This is a genomic window from Actinomadura craniellae, from assembly GCF_003289645.1.
Classification (GTDB): domain Bacteria; phylum Actinomycetota; class Actinomycetes; order Streptosporangiales; family Streptosporangiaceae; genus Actinomadura_D; species Actinomadura_D craniellae.
Genome location: NZ_QLYX01000022.1, coordinates 1 through 16,123, shown reverse-complemented (window position 1 = coordinate 16,123; position 16,123 = coordinate 1). Strand labels below are relative to the sequence as shown.

The 16,123-nt window shown below is 72.0% G+C and carries 14 protein-coding genes and 1 pseudogene; 4 read left to right on the top strand and 11 right to left on the bottom strand.

The features are described from left to right. The 3 genes from DPM19_RS32350 to DPM19_RS32340 are packed head-to-tail and all read left to right on the top strand — an operon-like array spanning nucleotide 1 to nucleotide 4,044. Entirely contained in the window at nucleotides 1-1,587 is a 1,587-nt protein-coding gene (locus tag DPM19_RS32350; RefSeq protein ID WP_111871898.1) for a peroxidase family protein, read from the top strand. 17 nt (nucleotides 1,588-1,604) lie between these two features. Further along, the gene (locus tag DPM19_RS32345; protein WP_111871897.1) at nucleotides 1,605-3,758 is read left to right on the top strand and encodes an alpha/beta hydrolase family protein; all 2,154 of its coding nucleotides are present in this window, start codon (nucleotides 1,605-1,607) and stop codon (nucleotides 3,756-3,758) included. A 46-nt stretch (nucleotides 3,759-3,804) separates the two neighbouring features. Next, nucleotides 3,805-4,044 carry a hypothetical protein gene (locus DPM19_RS32340; RefSeq protein ID WP_111871896.1) on the top strand — a complete coding sequence of 80 codons (240 nt, stop codon included), beginning with the start codon at nucleotides 3,805-3,807 and terminating at the stop codon, nucleotides 4,042-4,044. A gap of 120 nt (nucleotides 4,045-4,164) precedes the next feature. Here DPM19_RS32340 and DPM19_RS32335 read toward each other — a convergent pair whose 3' ends face one another. Beyond that, entirely contained in the window at nucleotides 4,165-4,368 is a 204-nt protein-coding gene (locus tag DPM19_RS32335; RefSeq protein ID WP_111871895.1) for a DUF397 domain-containing protein, read from the bottom strand. Between the two features lie 17 nt (nucleotides 4,369-4,385). Then, nucleotides 4,386-5,267 carry a helix-turn-helix domain-containing protein gene (locus tag DPM19_RS32330; protein ID WP_111871894.1) on the bottom strand — a complete coding sequence of 294 codons (882 nt, stop codon included), beginning with the start codon at nucleotides 5,265-5,267 and terminating at the stop codon, nucleotides 4,386-4,388. A gap of 183 nt (nucleotides 5,268-5,450) precedes the next feature. Between DPM19_RS32330 and DPM19_RS32325 the strand changes: the two genes are divergently transcribed. Continuing rightward, nucleotides 5,451-6,251 (top strand): ATP-binding protein, encoded by an 801-nt coding sequence (locus tag DPM19_RS32325; protein WP_111871893.1) that lies wholly within the window; start codon nucleotides 5,451-5,453, stop codon nucleotides 6,249-6,251. A 285-nt stretch (nucleotides 6,252-6,536) separates the two neighbouring features. Here DPM19_RS32325 and DPM19_RS32320 read toward each other — a convergent pair whose 3' ends face one another. The 9 genes and pseudogenes from DPM19_RS32320 to DPM19_RS32280 all read right to left on the bottom strand — a co-directional run. After that, nucleotides 6,537-7,778 carry an RNA polymerase sigma factor gene (locus tag DPM19_RS32320; protein ID WP_111871892.1) on the bottom strand — a complete coding sequence of 414 codons (1,242 nt, stop codon included), beginning with the start codon at nucleotides 7,776-7,778 and terminating at the stop codon, nucleotides 6,537-6,539. A 3-nt stretch (nucleotides 7,779-7,781) separates the two neighbouring features. Next, nucleotides 7,782-8,168 carry a YciI family protein gene (locus DPM19_RS32315; RefSeq protein ID WP_111871964.1) on the bottom strand — a complete coding sequence of 129 codons (387 nt, stop codon included), beginning with the start codon at nucleotides 8,166-8,168 and terminating at the stop codon, nucleotides 7,782-7,784. 127 nt (nucleotides 8,169-8,295) lie between these two features. Next, nucleotides 8,296-8,769 (bottom strand): hypothetical protein, encoded by a 474-nt coding sequence (locus tag DPM19_RS32310; protein WP_233511024.1) that lies wholly within the window; start codon nucleotides 8,767-8,769, stop codon nucleotides 8,296-8,298. A gap of 48 nt (nucleotides 8,770-8,817) precedes the next feature. Next, complete coding sequence (locus tag DPM19_RS32305) at nucleotides 8,818-10,041, bottom strand: DUF6745 domain-containing protein (RefSeq protein ID WP_111871890.1); 1,224 nt, start codon at nucleotides 10,039-10,041, stop codon at nucleotides 8,818-8,820. A gap of 219 nt (nucleotides 10,042-10,260) precedes the next feature. Beyond that, nucleotides 10,261-12,099: a choline/carnitine O-acyltransferase gene (locus DPM19_RS32300; RefSeq protein WP_111871889.1), complete on the bottom strand. Its 1,839-nt coding sequence runs from the start codon at nucleotides 12,097-12,099 to the stop codon at nucleotides 10,261-10,263. Further along, nucleotides 12,096-12,980 (bottom strand): class I SAM-dependent methyltransferase, encoded by an 885-nt coding sequence (locus DPM19_RS32295; RefSeq protein ID WP_111871888.1) that lies wholly within the window; start codon nucleotides 12,978-12,980, stop codon nucleotides 12,096-12,098. The genes DPM19_RS32300 and DPM19_RS32295 overlap by 4 nt, the downstream gene beginning before the upstream one ends. 57 nt (nucleotides 12,981-13,037) lie before the next feature. Beyond that, nucleotides 13,038-13,907, bottom strand: coding sequence for a HalD/BesD family halogenase (locus DPM19_RS32290; RefSeq protein WP_111871887.1), 870 nt, complete (start codon nucleotides 13,905-13,907; stop codon nucleotides 13,038-13,040). Between the two features lie 343 nt (nucleotides 13,908-14,250). After that, entirely contained in the window at nucleotides 14,251-15,441 is a 1,191-nt protein-coding gene (locus DPM19_RS32285; protein WP_233511022.1) for a hypothetical protein, read from the bottom strand. Between the two features lie 317 nt (nucleotides 15,442-15,758). Further along, nucleotides 15,759-16,123 (bottom strand): annotated as a pseudogene (locus DPM19_RS32280) (cytochrome ubiquinol oxidase subunit I); the annotation flags it as partial.

Here is a 16,123-nt window from a genome sequence, read left to right as displayed (position 1 = left end):
ATGGCCGACAAGCAGACCAAGGCCCGCAGCATCGCCACCGACGGTGCGGTCAACCGGCTCAGGTTCCTGGCCCTGACGCACGGGCGGCCGCTGTGGAACGCCGCCCAGCGCGTCCAGCCCGTGCGGCGGCGCCTCAACGCCACCCTGATCGACCAGGCGATCCGCGAGATGCCCGGGCGCCCCGAACCGCTCAGCACCATGGCCCCCTACACCTCGTGGGCCTCGCTGACCGACCGGACCTACAGCGGCCGGCATCTGCCGCCCGTCCCGGACCAGGAGAGCGGCCGGCCGCCGGTGGAGCGCGCCGCGGACCTCTTCACCCGGGGCGACAGCATGATCCCGTGCCCGAAGTCGACGGTGCTGTTCGCCTACTTCGCCCAGTGGTTCACCGACGGGTTCCTGCGCAGCGACGTCAGCGAGCCCCGCGACCCGCGCCGGAGCACCTCCAACCACCACATCGACCTGAACCCGCTGTACGGGCTCGACGCCACGGCGACGGCCGCCGTCCGGACCTTCGAGGGCGGCCTGCTCAAGAGCCAGATCGTCAACGGCGGCGAGTTCCCCCCGTACCTGTGCGAGCAGGGGAAGATCAAGCCCGAGTTCGCGGACCTGAGCGTGGTCCGCTTCGAGATGCTGCCCGAGGCCCGGCGCGACACCCTGTTCGCGCTCGGCGGCGACCGGGGGAACGTCCAGGTCGGCTTCACCATGCTCACCGTGCTCTTCCTGCGCGAGCACAACCGGGTGGCGCGCCTGCTGGCCGAGCACTACCGCGACTGGGACGACGAGCGCCTCTTCCAGACGGCGCGCAACATTATCATCACCCTGGTGATCAAACTGGTGGTCGAGGAGTACATCAACCACATCACGCCGTACCACTTCCGGTTCGTCCTGGACCCCAGGCTCAGCACCCATCTGGAGCGGGTGCCCTGGCACCGGGAGAACTGGGCCTCGGTCGAGTTCAACCTGGTGTACCGCTGGCACAGCCTGATCCCCTCCACGCTCGACGTCGGCGGCAGGGAGACGCCGGTCGCCGAGACCCTGTTCGGCTCGGCGCTCATCCCCGAGGTGGGGCTGGGCCGGCTCTTCGAGGACGCCTCCGAGCAGCGGGCCGGGCGCATCTGCCTGTTCAACACCGATCCGGGCCTGCGCGATGTGGACGTCGCGAGCATCGCCGACTCGCGCGCCCTCCAACTCGCCCCCTACAACGACTACCGGGCGCACTGCCGCTTCCCCCGGGTGCGCCGCTTCGAGCAGGTCTCCGGCGATCCCCGGGTCAGCGAAGCGCTGCGCGACCTCTACCGGAGCGTGGACGACCTCGACCTGTACGTGGGCCTGTTCGCCGAGGAGCCGGGGTCGCCGCAGGCCGTGCTGCCACCCCTGCTCACCAAGATCATCGCGATCGACGCGTTCTCCCAGGCGCTGACCAACCCGCTGCTGGCCCCCCGGGTGCTGAACGCGGAGACCTTCTCCCCGCTCGGCATGAAGATCATCGCCACCACGCGCACGCTGTCGGACGTGCTCCACCGCAATGTCCCCGAGGACCCGCAGCCCCGTTTCGTGAGCATGACCTGGCGCGGCGCGCGCTGAGCACCTCTGGAGTCCCCGTGACCGCTTCCCCTCCGTCCCCCGACGAGGCGGCCCGCCCGCTGCGCGCCGCCGCCCGCGAACTGGCCGACGTCGCGGTGGTGCTCCGCGAGGCGTCGGTGCACGCCACGGCGGCCCTGGCCGACGGCAGCGTCCTCGGCGCCCTGCCCCGCGCCCCGGCCGTCGGCGGGCGGGCCCACCGTGCGCTGCTGCGCGCGGTGACCGACCGCGGCGGGCTGGGGCACGCCGTGGCCGGCGGCCGGCTCGGCACCCTCGGCGCCCGGCTCGGCGGCATGGCCGGTGCCGAGAGCCTGGCCGTCCGGGTCATGACGACCTCGCTCCGGCTGCGCATCACCGCCGTGACCCTGGAGAACCCGGAACTGGCCGAGGACCCGATGGTGCGCCGGCTCAACGAGGCCGTCGCGGCCGACCGTGACATCGAGTCGGCCCGGGCACTGTGCGCCCTGGTGCGCGACCGGGGCGCGGCGCGCGCGCTCACCGCCATCGCCCCGATCTTCGGTGAGATCCTCGCGCTGCGGGCCCTGCTCGACCAGAACCCGCTGAACGACAACACGGCCTGGCTGATCGCGTCCGGGGTGCGCACGGCCAGCGCCGACCCGATCACCGGGCTGAGCAACCGGGCGATAGCGGTCCTCGACGTCGGGGAGGGCGCCGCCCGCCGGGCCGACCCGTCCCCCGCAGAGGCCGCGCTGCTGAGCGGCGGCGGGTCGCTGCTGGACTTCCTGGCCAACCTCGCCGCCATCGGCCCCACCGGCCGGGCTCTGGTGCAGGCCGTGCGGGGGCCGGACGGGGTGGAACGCTACGTCGTCCAGGCCCCCGGAATGAAGATCGGCAAGCCCGACGACGAATCGCCCGGCGACCTGCTCGGCGCCTTCAGCAGCACCCTGCTGGACAGCGCCCCCTACAGCCGCTCCCTGGTCCGGGCGATCGACGACTTCGGTGTCCCCGCCGGTGCCGAGATCGCGCTGATCGGGCACAGCGCGGGCGGGGCGGCGATCATGAGCTTGGCGCAGGACCCCGCGTTCTGCGCCCGCTACACCGTCACCCACGCCGTGGCCGTCGGGTCGCCGGTCGACTTCAAACGCCCCGCGTCCCCGCACACCTGGGTCGCCAGCGTCACCAACCAGCACGACATCATCCCCAGCCTCGACGGGCAGGGCGCGGGCACCTGCTTCGACCTGCACCCCGGCTGGTACGTGGTGGACTACACCGACCCCACCCACCTGTTCCCGGCCTGCCACAGCGTCGAGCACTACGCGGCCAACCTCGCCCACGACCTCCCCGAGGCCCGCGCCGAGATCGACCGCAACCTGGAGCCGTACCGCGGCCGGGTCACCCGATCCCAGGTCTACCGGCTCTACGACCGCCCCCCGTACCCCGACGGCTTCCCCTTCCTGACCGTGCCGACCCACCAGGTGGAGACCGCGGGCGGGCCGGTCGAGTTGCCGGTCAGATGCCACGAGGGCGGCGTCCTCACCGCCTACTTCGCCGCCGACGCCGAAGCCGCGGCGGAGTTGCTGGGCGCGGCGGCGCCCGGCCGCCCCGTCCAGGTGGGCGGCCGGGCCCTGGTGGCGATCCACGCCTTCGAGAACCGGCGGACCAGCCTGGGCGGCTACCGCGAGGTCGACCTCGGGGTCGTCGTGCACGACCCGTGGCGGCCCCGGCCGCTGCAGATCTGGCGCGACATCTTCCGGCCCGCCGAGCACCGCCGCTCCGGCACCCGGTTCGTCGACACGGTGCTCAGCACCGACGCGGCGTGCGCCGCCGCCCGGGAGATCTGGGGGCACGCGGCCGGCACCGCCCCGCTGTACGTCAGGGTCGGCGGCCGTTCCGCCCGCGTCGCGGCCGGCACCCCCGACGACGTGATCATGACGTTGCACGGGCCGCTCGGCCCGTGGTTCCCGACCATGGACCGGGACCTCGTCGTCTACTCCCACCGGGACGGCACCGCGCTGCGCTCCTGCGTGGAGTCCTGGGGCCGGGGCCGCGCCCACCCGCTGCCCCGGGCCCGGCTCACGGCCGGAACCTCCGACCACCCCCTGGCACGGCACCTGCGCGACCTTGGCTTGGACGGCGCCCGCCCGCTGCTGTGCCTGACCGCCCCCGCCCACCAGACTCGCCGGGGCGCGGGCGTTCCCGTGCTGACCGGTTGAGCGCCGACCGGTTGAGCGCTGGCCGGCTGATCCGAAGGAGGTTCCGATGCCTGCGGACTCCACCGCCCTGCTGGCCCACGCGCACACCCTGGGCGCCGACGCCGACGCGCTCGCCGAGTGTGCCGTCCGGCTGCGCGACCTCGCGGCCCGGCTGCGCGCGCACGACGCCGCCCCGCCCTGGCTGTACGAGACGATGAACGCCCACATCACGGCCTGCGTGGTGGCCTCCACCGACCTGGCCGAGGCCGCGGCCCGGATGCGCAACTACGCGGACCTCGTCCGCTGACGGCCCGCCGCCTCGCGAGGAACCGGACGATCGTTCAACCACGGTGTCGTTCGACTGCCCGCGTCCCGTCCCGAAGCGAGGTCAGGGGCCTCTGCGGTGTCCCGGGTCGAGTGCCAGCGGTCACAGGTCGAGTTCGCCGGCCTTGATACGGGTGGTGAGGAAGGTCCAGGCGGACGGGGTCAAAGTGAGGTGGCCGGTCTCGGGGGTTGTGGAGTCACGGACGCCGATACGGTCGGCCAACCGGGCGGTCTCGACGCAGTTGTGTTCGGCGGTGCTTCGGCTGCTCTTGCGCCAGGCGGCCACCGACGGATCGAGCTCGGTCATGCCGCTGCACTCTCCCGTCATTGAAGTTTCTGGGCGACCTGCCTGATCAGCTTTTTGGAGGCTGCCTCAGGCAGCGCAGACATGCGCAAGTGGTCGAATACCAGATTATACCGGCGTATCTCATCCTCGGTTTCCAGATACAGGCCGCTGGTCAAGGACTCGACCAATACGACATCCAGATCTGCCAGCTCGGGAAACTCCAGGATGGTGAAGGGACCTGCGGTACCGGCGTGTGCGCCGCCTTCGTAAGGCATGACCTGTACAACGACATGGTCGAGTTCTGCGATTTCGATGACATGCAGGAGCTGTGAGCGCATGACGCCTGCTCCGCCGATGTGGCGATGGAGCGCCGCTTCATCGAGGATCATCCAGATGCGTGGCGGGTTCTCTCGTTCCAGGATCGAGCGCCGCGCCATCCGGACGGCCACGAGCTGGTCGATGTTCAGCGGGCCGGACAACCCTGGCACCGCGGTCATGACAGCGCGGGCGTAGTCCTCGGTTTGCAGCAGGCCTGGGATCAGGATGGTCTCGAAGCCGCGGATCGCGGCGGCGTCGGCTTCCAGGCTGATGAAGTCGGCGTACGACGGGGTGACCACGTCGCCGTACTGCTGCCACCAGCCGCGCTTGTGGGAGTCGCGGGCGAGCGTCAGCAGGGCCGTGCAGGTGGCCTGGTCGTCGACCTCGTAGAAGGCGAGCATGGCCTTCACGTCGCGGGCCGGGAGCTTGATGCGGCCGTTCTCGAACTTGCTCAGCGAGGAGATGCTGCGTTCCATCCCGGCGCCGGCCTCCTCCAAGGTGAGGTGCCGTGTCTCCCGGATCCGTCGCATCGCCCTGCCCAGGCGGCGCAACCGCACGGTGGGAGCCGATGTTCCGCCCCGCCCGCTTCCCGTGGTCGTCATACGGCCAGTCTGTCGCAGAAACCGAGCGTCTGCGTGGCGTTTGATTTAAGAGAAAATTTTCTGCCGAATCCATTGTCGAAGGGTGTGGCTGTGCGTCACGATGCCACCACAGACGGGAAGCCACGTCCCGCCGGTCATATCCCTTCGAGGCAGGTGCGGCCTCATTCCCCCTGGTGGTGGAGCATGACCAACCCTCCGGCGCCGACGCCCCGACAGGCGGTCGGCGACCCCCGGCACCTGCGGTACGGCGGCGCGTGCGCCTGGCGGCTGCCCGACGACGAGACCTGTGCGGCCTATGCCCGGTCCCGCCTGTGCGCCGCGATGGCGGCTCTCGGCCTGCCCGCCGACCTGATCGACGACGCCACCCTGGCCGTCTCCGAACTGGCCACCAACACCCTGCTGCACGCCACCCGGCGCGGCACCTCCGCGGCGCAGACCGAGTTGTGGACCTGGGCGCGCGTCCACCCCGGCCCGCAACTGGTCGTCACCGCCTTCGACACCGACCGCACCGGTCTCCCCCTGCCGGCCGCACCTTCTCCACGGGCCGACGCCGTTCCCCTGGCCGAACACGGTCGCGGGCTCGGCATCGTCGCGGCCGTCGCCGCCGGCTGGGGCGCCCACCCCTCCCGCTCCCGCCTCGGCGAGCGCCTGATCCCCGGCAAGGCGGTCTGGTGCGCCTTCCCGCTCCCCGACCCGTGGCCCCGCGACTGCCTGCTCGCCCCCGCCCACGCCGCCGGACGGCTCCGCACACTGCTCACCTACCGAGGCGTGAACAGAGTCCTCATCAACAACGCCCCCGGCGTCTCCCTGGTCTCGCTCCCCTGCGGCCTGAACATCCGCGTCGAACCCACGGCCTTCACCTTCAACGACACCGACGGCCGACCGGTCCGCCGCCCCCTGCTCGACCTCCAGGACCTGGCCGAACACCTCGTCCGCCGCACCGAAGAGACCACCCGGCCGACCGGCTCATGGACGCGCCCATGAGGGCATCACCCGGTGACGGCACCCCAGCTCACGTAGACCTTGGAACTGCCACCGGCGTGAAGATCCTTCAGCGTCCGGTGCGCTATACCGCCCTGAAAGCTGAAGGATCACCAGGTCAGGGCTCTTGCCCGCTGATCCTTCAGCATCCGGGGCACTCCAGCGCACCGGATCCTGAAGGATCATGCATGCAGGCGCAGGCCCGGGGACGCGCAGGCGCAGACTCAGGGACGCAACCGGCCGGCGCAGCCGTCACCGGCGCGCAAGGAGGCTGCTGGCCGCACTTCGTCAGGGGCCGTCGGCGAGGCGGGCGGCGCGGGTGGTGAGGTAGTCGCGTTCGGGGATGTTCGTCGCCCGGGCCGCCGCCGTCCGGTAGGCGTCGCGGGCGGCCCGCCGGTCGCCGGCCATCTCCAGCAGGTGGGCCCGGGCCGCGTGCAGGCGGTGGCCGTCGGCGAGGCGGTGCTCCAGCGCGCCGAGCAGTTCCAGGCCGGCGGCCGGGCCGTGCACCATGGCGGCGGCGACGGCGCGGTTGAGGGAGACCACCGGGTTGTCGGACATCCGCTCCAGCAGGCCGTACAGCGCCAGGATCTGCGGCCAGTCGGTCTCCTCGGCCGTCTTCGCCTCGTCGTGGACGGCGGCGATCGCCGCCTGGAGCTGGTAGGGGCCGACCGCACCGCCGGCCAGGGCCGCGGTGACGAGCGCGACCCCCTCGGCGATCGCCGTCCCGTCCCACCGGTCGCGGTCCTGCTCGGCCAGCGGGATCGGGACGCCGCCCGGGCCGGTCCGGGCCGGGCGGCGGGCGTCGGTGAGCAGCATCAACGCCAGCAGCCCGGCCGCCTCGCCGTCACCGGGGAGCAGGCCGTGGAGCATCCGGGCCAGCCGGATCGCCTCGCGGGACAGCTCCACCCGGTGCAGGTCGGCGCCGGCGCTGCTCGCGTAGCCCTCGTTGAAGATGAGGTACAGCACGTGCAGCACCGAGCCGAGCCGCCGCGCCCGCTCCTCGGGGGCCGGCATGCCGAACGGGACACCGGACGCCTTGATGCGCTGCTTGGCCCGGCTGATCCGCTGCGCCATGGTCGCCTCGGGCACCATGAAGGCCCGGGCGATCTCGGCGGTGGTCAGGCCGCCCACGGACCGCAGGGTCAGCGCGATCGCCGAGGCCGGGGTCAGCGCCGGGTGGCAGCACAGGAACAGCATGCTCAGCGTGTCGTCCCGGTCGGCCTCCAGCGCGTCGTCGGCCGGCGGCGCCGCCCACCCCTCCGGGGACGCCTGCGCCGCCGCCAGCTCCTCCCGGCGGCGGCGCGCCTGCTCGCCGCGCACCTGCTCGACCATCCGGCGGTAGGCGACCTGGACGAGCCAGCCCCGCGGGTTGCCGGGCAGGCCATCCCGGGGCCACTGCGCCGCGGCGTCCAGCAGCGCCTCCTGGACGGCGTCCTCGGCCGTGGCGAAGTCGCCGAAGCGCCGGGTGAGCACGCCGACGACCTGCGGCGCCAGCTCGCGCAGCAGGTCGTCGACGGGTGGATCGTCCAGCGCTCACAGCTCCTCGGGCGGTCCCGACAGCACCTGGCGCACCTCGATCGGCATGTTCAGCGGCGCGCCGCCGGGGCCGGGCGCGGCCGAGATGTACGCGGCCCGCTCGGTCGCCCGCTCCAGGCTCTCGCACTCGATGACCCAGAAGCCGACCAGGAACTCCTTCGTCTCAGGGTAGGGGCCGTCGGTGACGACGGGGGCACCGCCTCCGGCGCGCACGATCCTGGCCTGGTCCGGAGCGGCCAGGCCCTCCCCGCCCACGAGCTCCCCGGTCTCGGTGAGCCGCTGGTTCACCTCGTGCATGAACTCGATGTGCGCCTTGACCTCGTCGGGCGTCCAGGTGTCCATGGGGGGAACGTCGGACTGCGCGCTGAACTGCATCATCAGCATGTACTTCACGGTCGGGCTCCTCGTGTCCGGCGCCGCCCCGTGCGGCGCTGTCACCCGGGGTCGAAGCAGGCCCGGCCGTCCTCGACATCCCCGCGACACGAGTTCGGATTTTTTTTCCGGGCCCGGCTCAGTCGGCGATGAGCCAGACGGAGGCGCCCGCGCTCGGGCCGAACCTGCGGCGGGGGACGTCGCGCGTGCCCTCCCGCTGGCGGCGGATCACGTAGGAGCCCGGCGCGAGGCCGGTGCCGCCGTGCTCCGGGTGGATCAGGTAGGCGGGCCCGGTGGCCTCGATCATGCCGAGGGCGAGTTGCTCGGCGTCGCCCACGTTGGTGGTCCACCGGCAGGCCCCGGGGTCGGCGACGAGGGTATGCGGGTTGCCGCCGGACGCGCTGCGCAGCAACTCCACCCCCTCCGGAGGCACCGCGCGCCAGTGCGCCCACCCATAGGCGGCGACCTGGCCCGCGACGAGCGCGAGCGGTACGACGATCAGGTCGCCCTGGGCCTGGAGCCCGTCGATGACGGGGACGGTCGCCTCCCGCTCCAGATGGTCGAGGACGTCGAGGCCGGTGCGGGCGGTGAGATCGGCAAGGGTCACGGTCATGTTCATCACCTCGGGTTCGTCGGTTCGGTTCCGGCGTTCGGCCGGTGTTCAGGTGCGGCGGATCAGCCGGGCGTACTGCTCGCCGGACAGGCCGTACGTCCAGCCGGCGGCCGCGATCGGGTCCTCGAGGTTCGCCGGGACGGTCAGCCCGTACCGGCGGCGCCGGCCGTCCCGCTCGACCGAGCCGTTGACGGCGAGCAGCACCCGCGCCGGCGGGCCCCACGCCATGGGCGGCACGTCGTACAGGCGCAGTTCGCAGCCCGGGTTGCCGGGGTCGGGAGCCGTCCCCACCAGGTGCAGCCCGGCCCGGTCGAGGTAGGTCTGCCAGCCGATCCGCTCGATGGCGGAGCGGCGCACCTCCACGTTCCGCTCGCGGAGGATCCGCTCCACGGTCGGGTCGTCGACGACCCAGTCCGGTACGTGGGTGCCGTGCAGCGCGTGCACGCCCCACCCGTCGCGATAGCGCACGGCCGGGCCGTCGTCGTGGTGCAGCCGGACCTCGCCGTGCAGGGCGCCGGGGAGCGGTTCGACGTGGACGGCCGCCGGCCGCTCGGACACGACGCAGATCCCGTCGGCGGGCCACCACCAGCCGCACGAGCGCGCCACCGCGGCCCACAGGTCGAGTTCGCGGCCGACCTTCGGCCGGACGGTGAACCTGCCGAGCCGGCGCCGGACGTCGTAGCGGGCGATCCAGTGGGCGTCGTGCTGCCCGTACCAGGTGAGGCTGGGCGGGACGTGGCCCTGCTCGGTGAAGGCGGTGCGCAGTGGCGCGCCGACGGCGTCGTGCAGGGAACCGCGCAGCGAGTCCCGCACCGTGACGTCCAGGAGGGATTCCAGGTCGGCGCCCCGGTCTAGGGCCTCCTGCGGGGACTGGAACAGGATGGACGTCGCCGGGTCGCCGGCCGGTGGCGGGCGCCTGGACGCCGTCCTGTGGTCGATGTGCCGGTCGAGTTCGTCGCGCAGGGTGGACAGCAGTGAAGCCAGCCGGGAGGCGAGCGGCCAGCCGGCCAGGGTGTTCGGTGCGGAGATCGCGCGTAGCCGTCTCGGGGAGGGGCCGGAGCCGATGTCCGGCCCGACGGCGAGTGCGGCGCCGGGGGAGTCGACCCACACGAAACGGGGCGGCGCCGCCCCGATCAGCCGGTACAGGCCGGTGATGGCCGCTTCGGCGGTGGATCGGTCGGCGGAGGAGGTGGACAGTCCGTGGTTCAGCCACTCATCGCGAATCCCGATCGCCAGGTGCAGGTGCCGGGAGTCGGTGGCCGGGCCGCTCATCGGGCGACTTCGAGGCCGCCTTTACTTTCGATCATGCCCCGATGGTGGCAGCCCCCGGTTCCGGGCCGCAAGGAGTTTTCCGCCCGCCCCGGCCGTACCGGTACCGGCCGCGCCCGTCCCCAGGGCTCCTGCCAGCGTGATCACGCTGGCAGGAACTCCTCTGGGGGCGGGTGCGGCCGGTACCGGAGGGAGGCTTCTGGCCTTACTTCGGGACGGGCTTCAGCCGGCTCGGCCTGCCATTTCGCCGTGCGCGTCCGGCTCCGGAGGCGTGGCGGCGAGCAGTTGGCGCAGCTCGCCGATCGCCTCGCGGAGCCGGTCGGCGAACGTGAACATCGCGTCGGCGACCGGGCGGGGCGTGCTCAGGTAGATGTTGAACCGCTGGGGGAGCAGCACGTAGGCGATGCCGATGCACTTCTCGCTGGTCGCGCCGAAACCGAAGTACCGGATGTTGGTGGACGGCGCGGAGCTGGTGCTCAGGTAGTCGTCCCGCATGACGGTCCAGCCGGGCGTCTCGTACAGCGCGAGCGGTTCGGTCACGCCCAGTTCGGCGCCGCGCCGCTGCGCGATGAGCTGCAGTTCCCACAGGTGCTGCTCGGGCGCCTGCCCGGCCTGGCACTCCTTGGCCCGCGCCACGTGCTTGGCGGCGGCGGCCAGGAACGCGGCCCGGCGGGTCGCCGGGTCGGCGGCGGGGTCGTCCATCGCGGTGACGAACCGCACCACCTCGGGGGTGACGACGCGCATCGCCTCGGTGCGCCCGCGGCGGTACTGCCGGGTGGCGATCGACTCGTAGGTGGCGCCGACCAGCCCCTTGGCCCGCCGGTGCGCGAGCTGGTAGGCCAGCTGCACGAACGCGTCCGGTGACACGCCCAGCTCCTTGGCGTGGTTCGCGCCGAAGTCCTCGAACGACACGGTGGTGGCGGCGGTGGCCGCCCCGTAGGCGGCGAACGCGTCGGCGGCGGCCTGGACGTCGGCCCGCAGCGCGTCGTCGAGCGCGAACTCCACCGGCCGGAAGTCGGGCTCGCCCTGGGCGGGGGCTTCCGGGTGCTCCCCGGCCGGGGAGCCCAGGATGGTGTCGACGAAGCTGAGGATCGTGGTGCCGTCCAGGCCGCAGTGCTCCACGTTGATGCCCGCCTGGCCGTCCGCGAAGACGATCAGGGACACGGCCTTGTCGAACCACCGGTTGCCGCCGTCGCCGTGCAGCAGGTGGTCGCACGCCGCGAGGTCGTCCGCCGGGACGAGGTCCTCCAGGCACAGGCAGAACAGTGCGGTCTCCACCGTCTCCAGCGCGTCCGCGTTGCCCGGGTGGGTGAGCAGCGCCTCCCGGCTGGCCGCCCACTCGGCCCGGGCCTTGGTGGTGAGGTGCCCGACGGACGTGCCCGGCGCGGCCGGAGCCGCCCCGGCCTTCATGATCGCGTGCAGCCCGGCGGCGAGGTCGCCCGGGGAGTACGGCCGGCCGTCCGGCCCCAGCACGTCCAGGCGGAACATGTTGCCCCGGTGGAAGACCAGGATGTGCCGTGCCCGGGACGGCCCCGGCCACTCCTCGCTGTAGGGCGCGCGGACGGTGTCCTGCACGGGACCGGGGATCCGGGTGGTGGAGAACAGGAACTTGTTCTGCTCCATCGACAGCGGCCGGCCCCGCTGGACGACCGGCGGGATGCGCTCGTCGTCGAGCAGCAGCTTGTAGCCGACGGCCGAGGCGACGAGCCCGGCCGCCCGCTCGACCTGGCTCTGCCCGGTGTCCTGGAACAGGAAGATGAAGTTCGCGTTGAGCGCGATGCGGTCACGGCGGCCCAGGTACCGGTACGGCCAGAAGGTGTCGAGCCAGCTGTGCACGCCCTCCTGCGCGTCGTACTCCTGGAGCGCCGCGTGCAGCCGGCGGGCGGGGCCGTCCGGCCGGAGGAACGCGGCGACCTCGGCCTCGGTGGCCGCCAGCTGATCGGGGGTCAGCAACGGCGCGCACCATTCGAGGAACCGCGCGCAGCTCTCCTCCAGGGTGGGCAGGGGAATGCGCGGCAGGCTGTCCTCGTAGGCGAAGGTGGTGTTCTGGCCACTGGTCATGTCGATCCTCGATCTGGACGGTTCGGGGGCTGCTTCCTGGGCGGCGCGAGGTCCATCGTCGTGCAGTCTTTCGTGCCCCGCGGGCGAGAGATGTAGAGCTGTGCGTACAGCCGGCCGTCGCTTTCCAGGCCGCGCGGATCGACGCCGACGTCCGCGAGCCGGTCCAGGACGAGCGCCTGCTCCTGTGCGGTGGCGAACTGCCGCTGTGCGAAGACCCGGTCGACGCGTGCGGTTTCGTACCCGGCCTCGGCCAGGCATTCCGCCACGGGGTCGAAGGGGAACATCCGCAACACGAAGTGCGCCATCCACGGCAGCCGCTCGCCATGCGCGGCGATCACCCGGGAGAGGGTTTTTTCGGTGACGTAGCCGAGGCAGCCCGTGGAGACGACGAGGTCCGCCGTGGCGAGCCGGCCGCGTTCCTGCTCCGTGGGATCCCGGCCCTCCAGGTCGGCGTGTACCGCGGCGTCGAGGAAGCCGGCCGCGAGCGCGTACGACAGGGCGTGGTGGGAGGTGTCGAGGCCGATGAACCGGGCCTGCTCCAGGTGGCCGCGGGCGCGGACCAGCCGCCGGTCGCGGGCCAGTAGGGAGTCGCGGGTGTACCCGGCGGCGTCGGGGCCGGCATAGCGCTCGTACAGCTCGTCCATCGTGGCGTCGCATCGCAGCAGGGCCGCGTTGATGCCGTAGGAGCAGCCGATGTCCAGGACGTTCGCCACCGGGACGCGCCGCGCCTGCCGGTACTCCCGGATGAGCCGGGCGAAGTAGGGCTTGGCGAGCTGCGGGATCTGGTAGTCGAGCCCGCGCAGGGTGCCGAAGTAGTCGCGCGGGTCGGGGCTCGTGTAGATGTGGTCGAGGGAGACTTTTCCGGTTGTGTCAACGCGCACGGGGTGTGTCCTCGTTGGATCGCGGATCGACGGCGGTTCGGAACCCCTAGGCCGTGCTCAATCCAGGAGCTGGTCGACGCGTACGGCGCGCCGTTCGGCCGCCAGGTGCTCGGGCAGGACACGGCCGAAGAGCTGCTTCGTGCGGGTCACGCTGCCGACGACTCCGGGGCGCTCGCTGTAGGCGAAGATCGCCGTGTGCCGGGCCGTGTCGCCCGCCACCGGGCTCACCCGGTGCAGCGAGTAACGGCCCTTGAAGAGCTGGAGGTCGCCCGGGCGCAGGGTGAGCCGGTGGGTCAGGTGCTCGCCGTGGCCGGTCAGCACGGACCGGACGTCGGCGAAGTTCTCCGCCTGCGCGGACCTGATGTTCGGGCAGTACTCGAAGACGCCGCCGGCCTGCGCCCGCTGGGTGAGCAGGCTGACCGTGAACTCGTTGGTGTCGAAGTGCCAGGGGTGCTCCATGCCCGGGTTGACGACGTTGAGGCACAGCCCGGACAGGGGGTCGGCCAGTTCGTGCACGCGTGGCAGCCCGAAGCAGTCGGCGACGAAGCGCTGGAACAACCCGCTGGTGTAGAGCCGGTGGACGATGAAGTCGGCGGGGATGTGGTCGCGTGCCACGAAGGCGTTACCACGCTGAATGGCGATACGGCCCGGGTGGTCGGCCGGCAGCGACGAGTCGGTGGCGATGTTGTAGGCATTGACCGTCTCCACCTCGTAATGTGCCTGCGAGGCGATCTTCGCGCATTCCCACTGCAATGCCTCCTGGAGCGCGGGCCGGATGAAGTCGGGCAGCACGCTGCATCCGGAATTCTGCAGCTCCTGCCGGGTGCGGGAAACCACGGCCTGCCAATCGGCACTCGTGGGGTCCGACAGGGGATAGCGGGTCGTGTCGACCACCTGTCCGACCAGTCGAGCATCCGATGTGCCCATGGGAATCCTCTCCACGTGCGGGCGCGCCGCTCCCGCGACGCCTTCCCGCGCTTTCTCGTGAATCTCCGATGGGTCTAGCACATCCATTTCTATAAATTCATTACCAGGATGGGCCGTGCGCCTTCGATGAAATCTTTAACCCGTCGCCGTGACCTGTGGTTTCGGCAGGGGGTGGAACTCGCAGCGCGTTGGGGTGATGTGACCCATCTCACCAAGATCGGGTTGTATGTCCGCGATGTCCGCCTCTGCTGGTGGAACGGTCCACCCACGGCGATCCGTGGACGCCACCCCGTGCGCCGCGCCGGTCCCGCCCCCGGTGCGGCGCACGGGCGTCCGGTGGGGGTCAGCACCAGTGGAGGGCCGAGTTCTGCCGGGTGACGTTGCGCAGGACGATGTTGCTCCCGGTGCAGGGGCTCCACCGGATAGTGGTGTTCCGCACCGTCAGGTTGCTCAGGGTGATGTCCCGGGACGGCGGGAACTCGGTGCGGCCGGCGATGCGGATCTCGCCGCCCCCGCTCACCGTTCCCGACCGGCCGGCAATCGTCATGTTGTAGCAGTTCTCCAGCAGGATGGCGTTGCTTCCCGTGTCGGCGATGTCCACCTCGTCGATCACGGCGCCGCCGCTCTCGGAGACGCAGAAGACGCCCCGGCCGCCGCCCCGGGCCTTGACGCTGCCGACCCGGATGTTGGTGGGATAGCCGCCGCCGATCCGGCCGTTGCGGTTGGCGAAGCGCAGCGCGGCGTACCCGGTGCCGGTGCCGGCGCCGTCGGCGTCGACCCGGCCCACCGTGGCGTTGACGGTGTCGTTCAGCAGCAGCCCGGACTCGCCGGTGTCGCGGGCGGTCACCCGGTCGATGCTCAGGCCGTCGACCCCGTAGGTCTCCACCCCGTGCGAGCTCGTTCCCGACGCGTACACCTGGCCGATCCGGATGTTGCGGGACCGCACGCCGCGGTTGCCGTGGTTGTCGATCCGGACGCCCAGCCCGCCGGAGACGCGCAACTGGATATCGCCGAGGACCACGTCCTGGACGTTGCGCATGAAGATCCCGTACAGCGGCCGGCCGGTGAGGCTGAGGTACCCGACCTCGACGTCGCGCACGTCGCGGGCGTAGATCGGCGCGTTGTCGCCGGATCCGGAGCCGGTGACGTTGACGGTGCCGCAGAGGTCGATCCCGGTGTGGTCGCGCAGCGAGATCCGGCTCCCTGCGCTCATCGAGCCGTTGCCGTTCACCAGCACCCATTCCTTGGCGGTGCGCCCCGGCCGGAGGCTGTCGATCGCCGCCTGCACGGCCGCCCGGAAGTCGGAGCCGCGGTAGACGGTGGAGCCGCCGTTACTGGCGGTCCACGAGGTGAGGCTCCGCTGCACCACGGCGTTGTAGGCGCGGTCGCCGCAGGCGGCGGAGGCGGGCGACGCCAGCGGGCCGGCGACCGCACCGGAGGCGAGCAGCGCGCCGGCCGCGCACCGGGCGATGCCGGAGCGTCGCGGGAACGGCGGGCGGGACGTTCTGCTGGAAATCTCGGCGGGGGCCGGCATGAGCCTTCTCCTCGGTCGGGGCCGCGGGAGAGGAGCCGCCATTGATGTCGCACGGCTCCACGGGGGTGGGAAATCGGGGCCTTTGCGTTTTCGGCATGCCTGGGAAACGATTCCGCTTCCCGGCTACGGGAAACGGTCTCACCGGCCTGACCGTAACATCGGATAAATGCAAGGCCACCGGGCCGTGGAATTTCTGTCACCCGCCACAGCGGAAGGGCGGGTTCCGGTGTCGCCGCCACATCGGCGCGGGTCCGGCTACGTGGTGCCGTTCGTGCCGGAAGCCGTTCCCGGGCCCCGATCCGGAACGGTGGGCGGGGTCAGCCTTCCTCCTCCGGTCCGGCTCTTCCGGCGAGGGCGGGCCGCACCCCGGTGTGCGGGTGGTGCAGGTCGAAGGCGGGCCGTTCCGATCTGATCCGTGGGATCGCGGTGAAGTTGTGCCGGGGTGGTGGGCAGGAGGTCGCCCATTCCAGCGAGTTGCTGTACACCCAGGGGTCGTCGACGCGGACGCGTGGCGCTTTCCGGGCGGTGTGCCAGATGTTCCACAGGAACGGCAGGGTCGATACGCCTAGGAGGAAGGCGCCGGCGCTGGAGATGGCGTTGAGTGCGGTGAATTCGTTGGCGTAGTCGGCGTAGCGGCGTGGCATGCCTTCGGCGCCCAGCCAGTGCTGGACGAGGAAGGTGG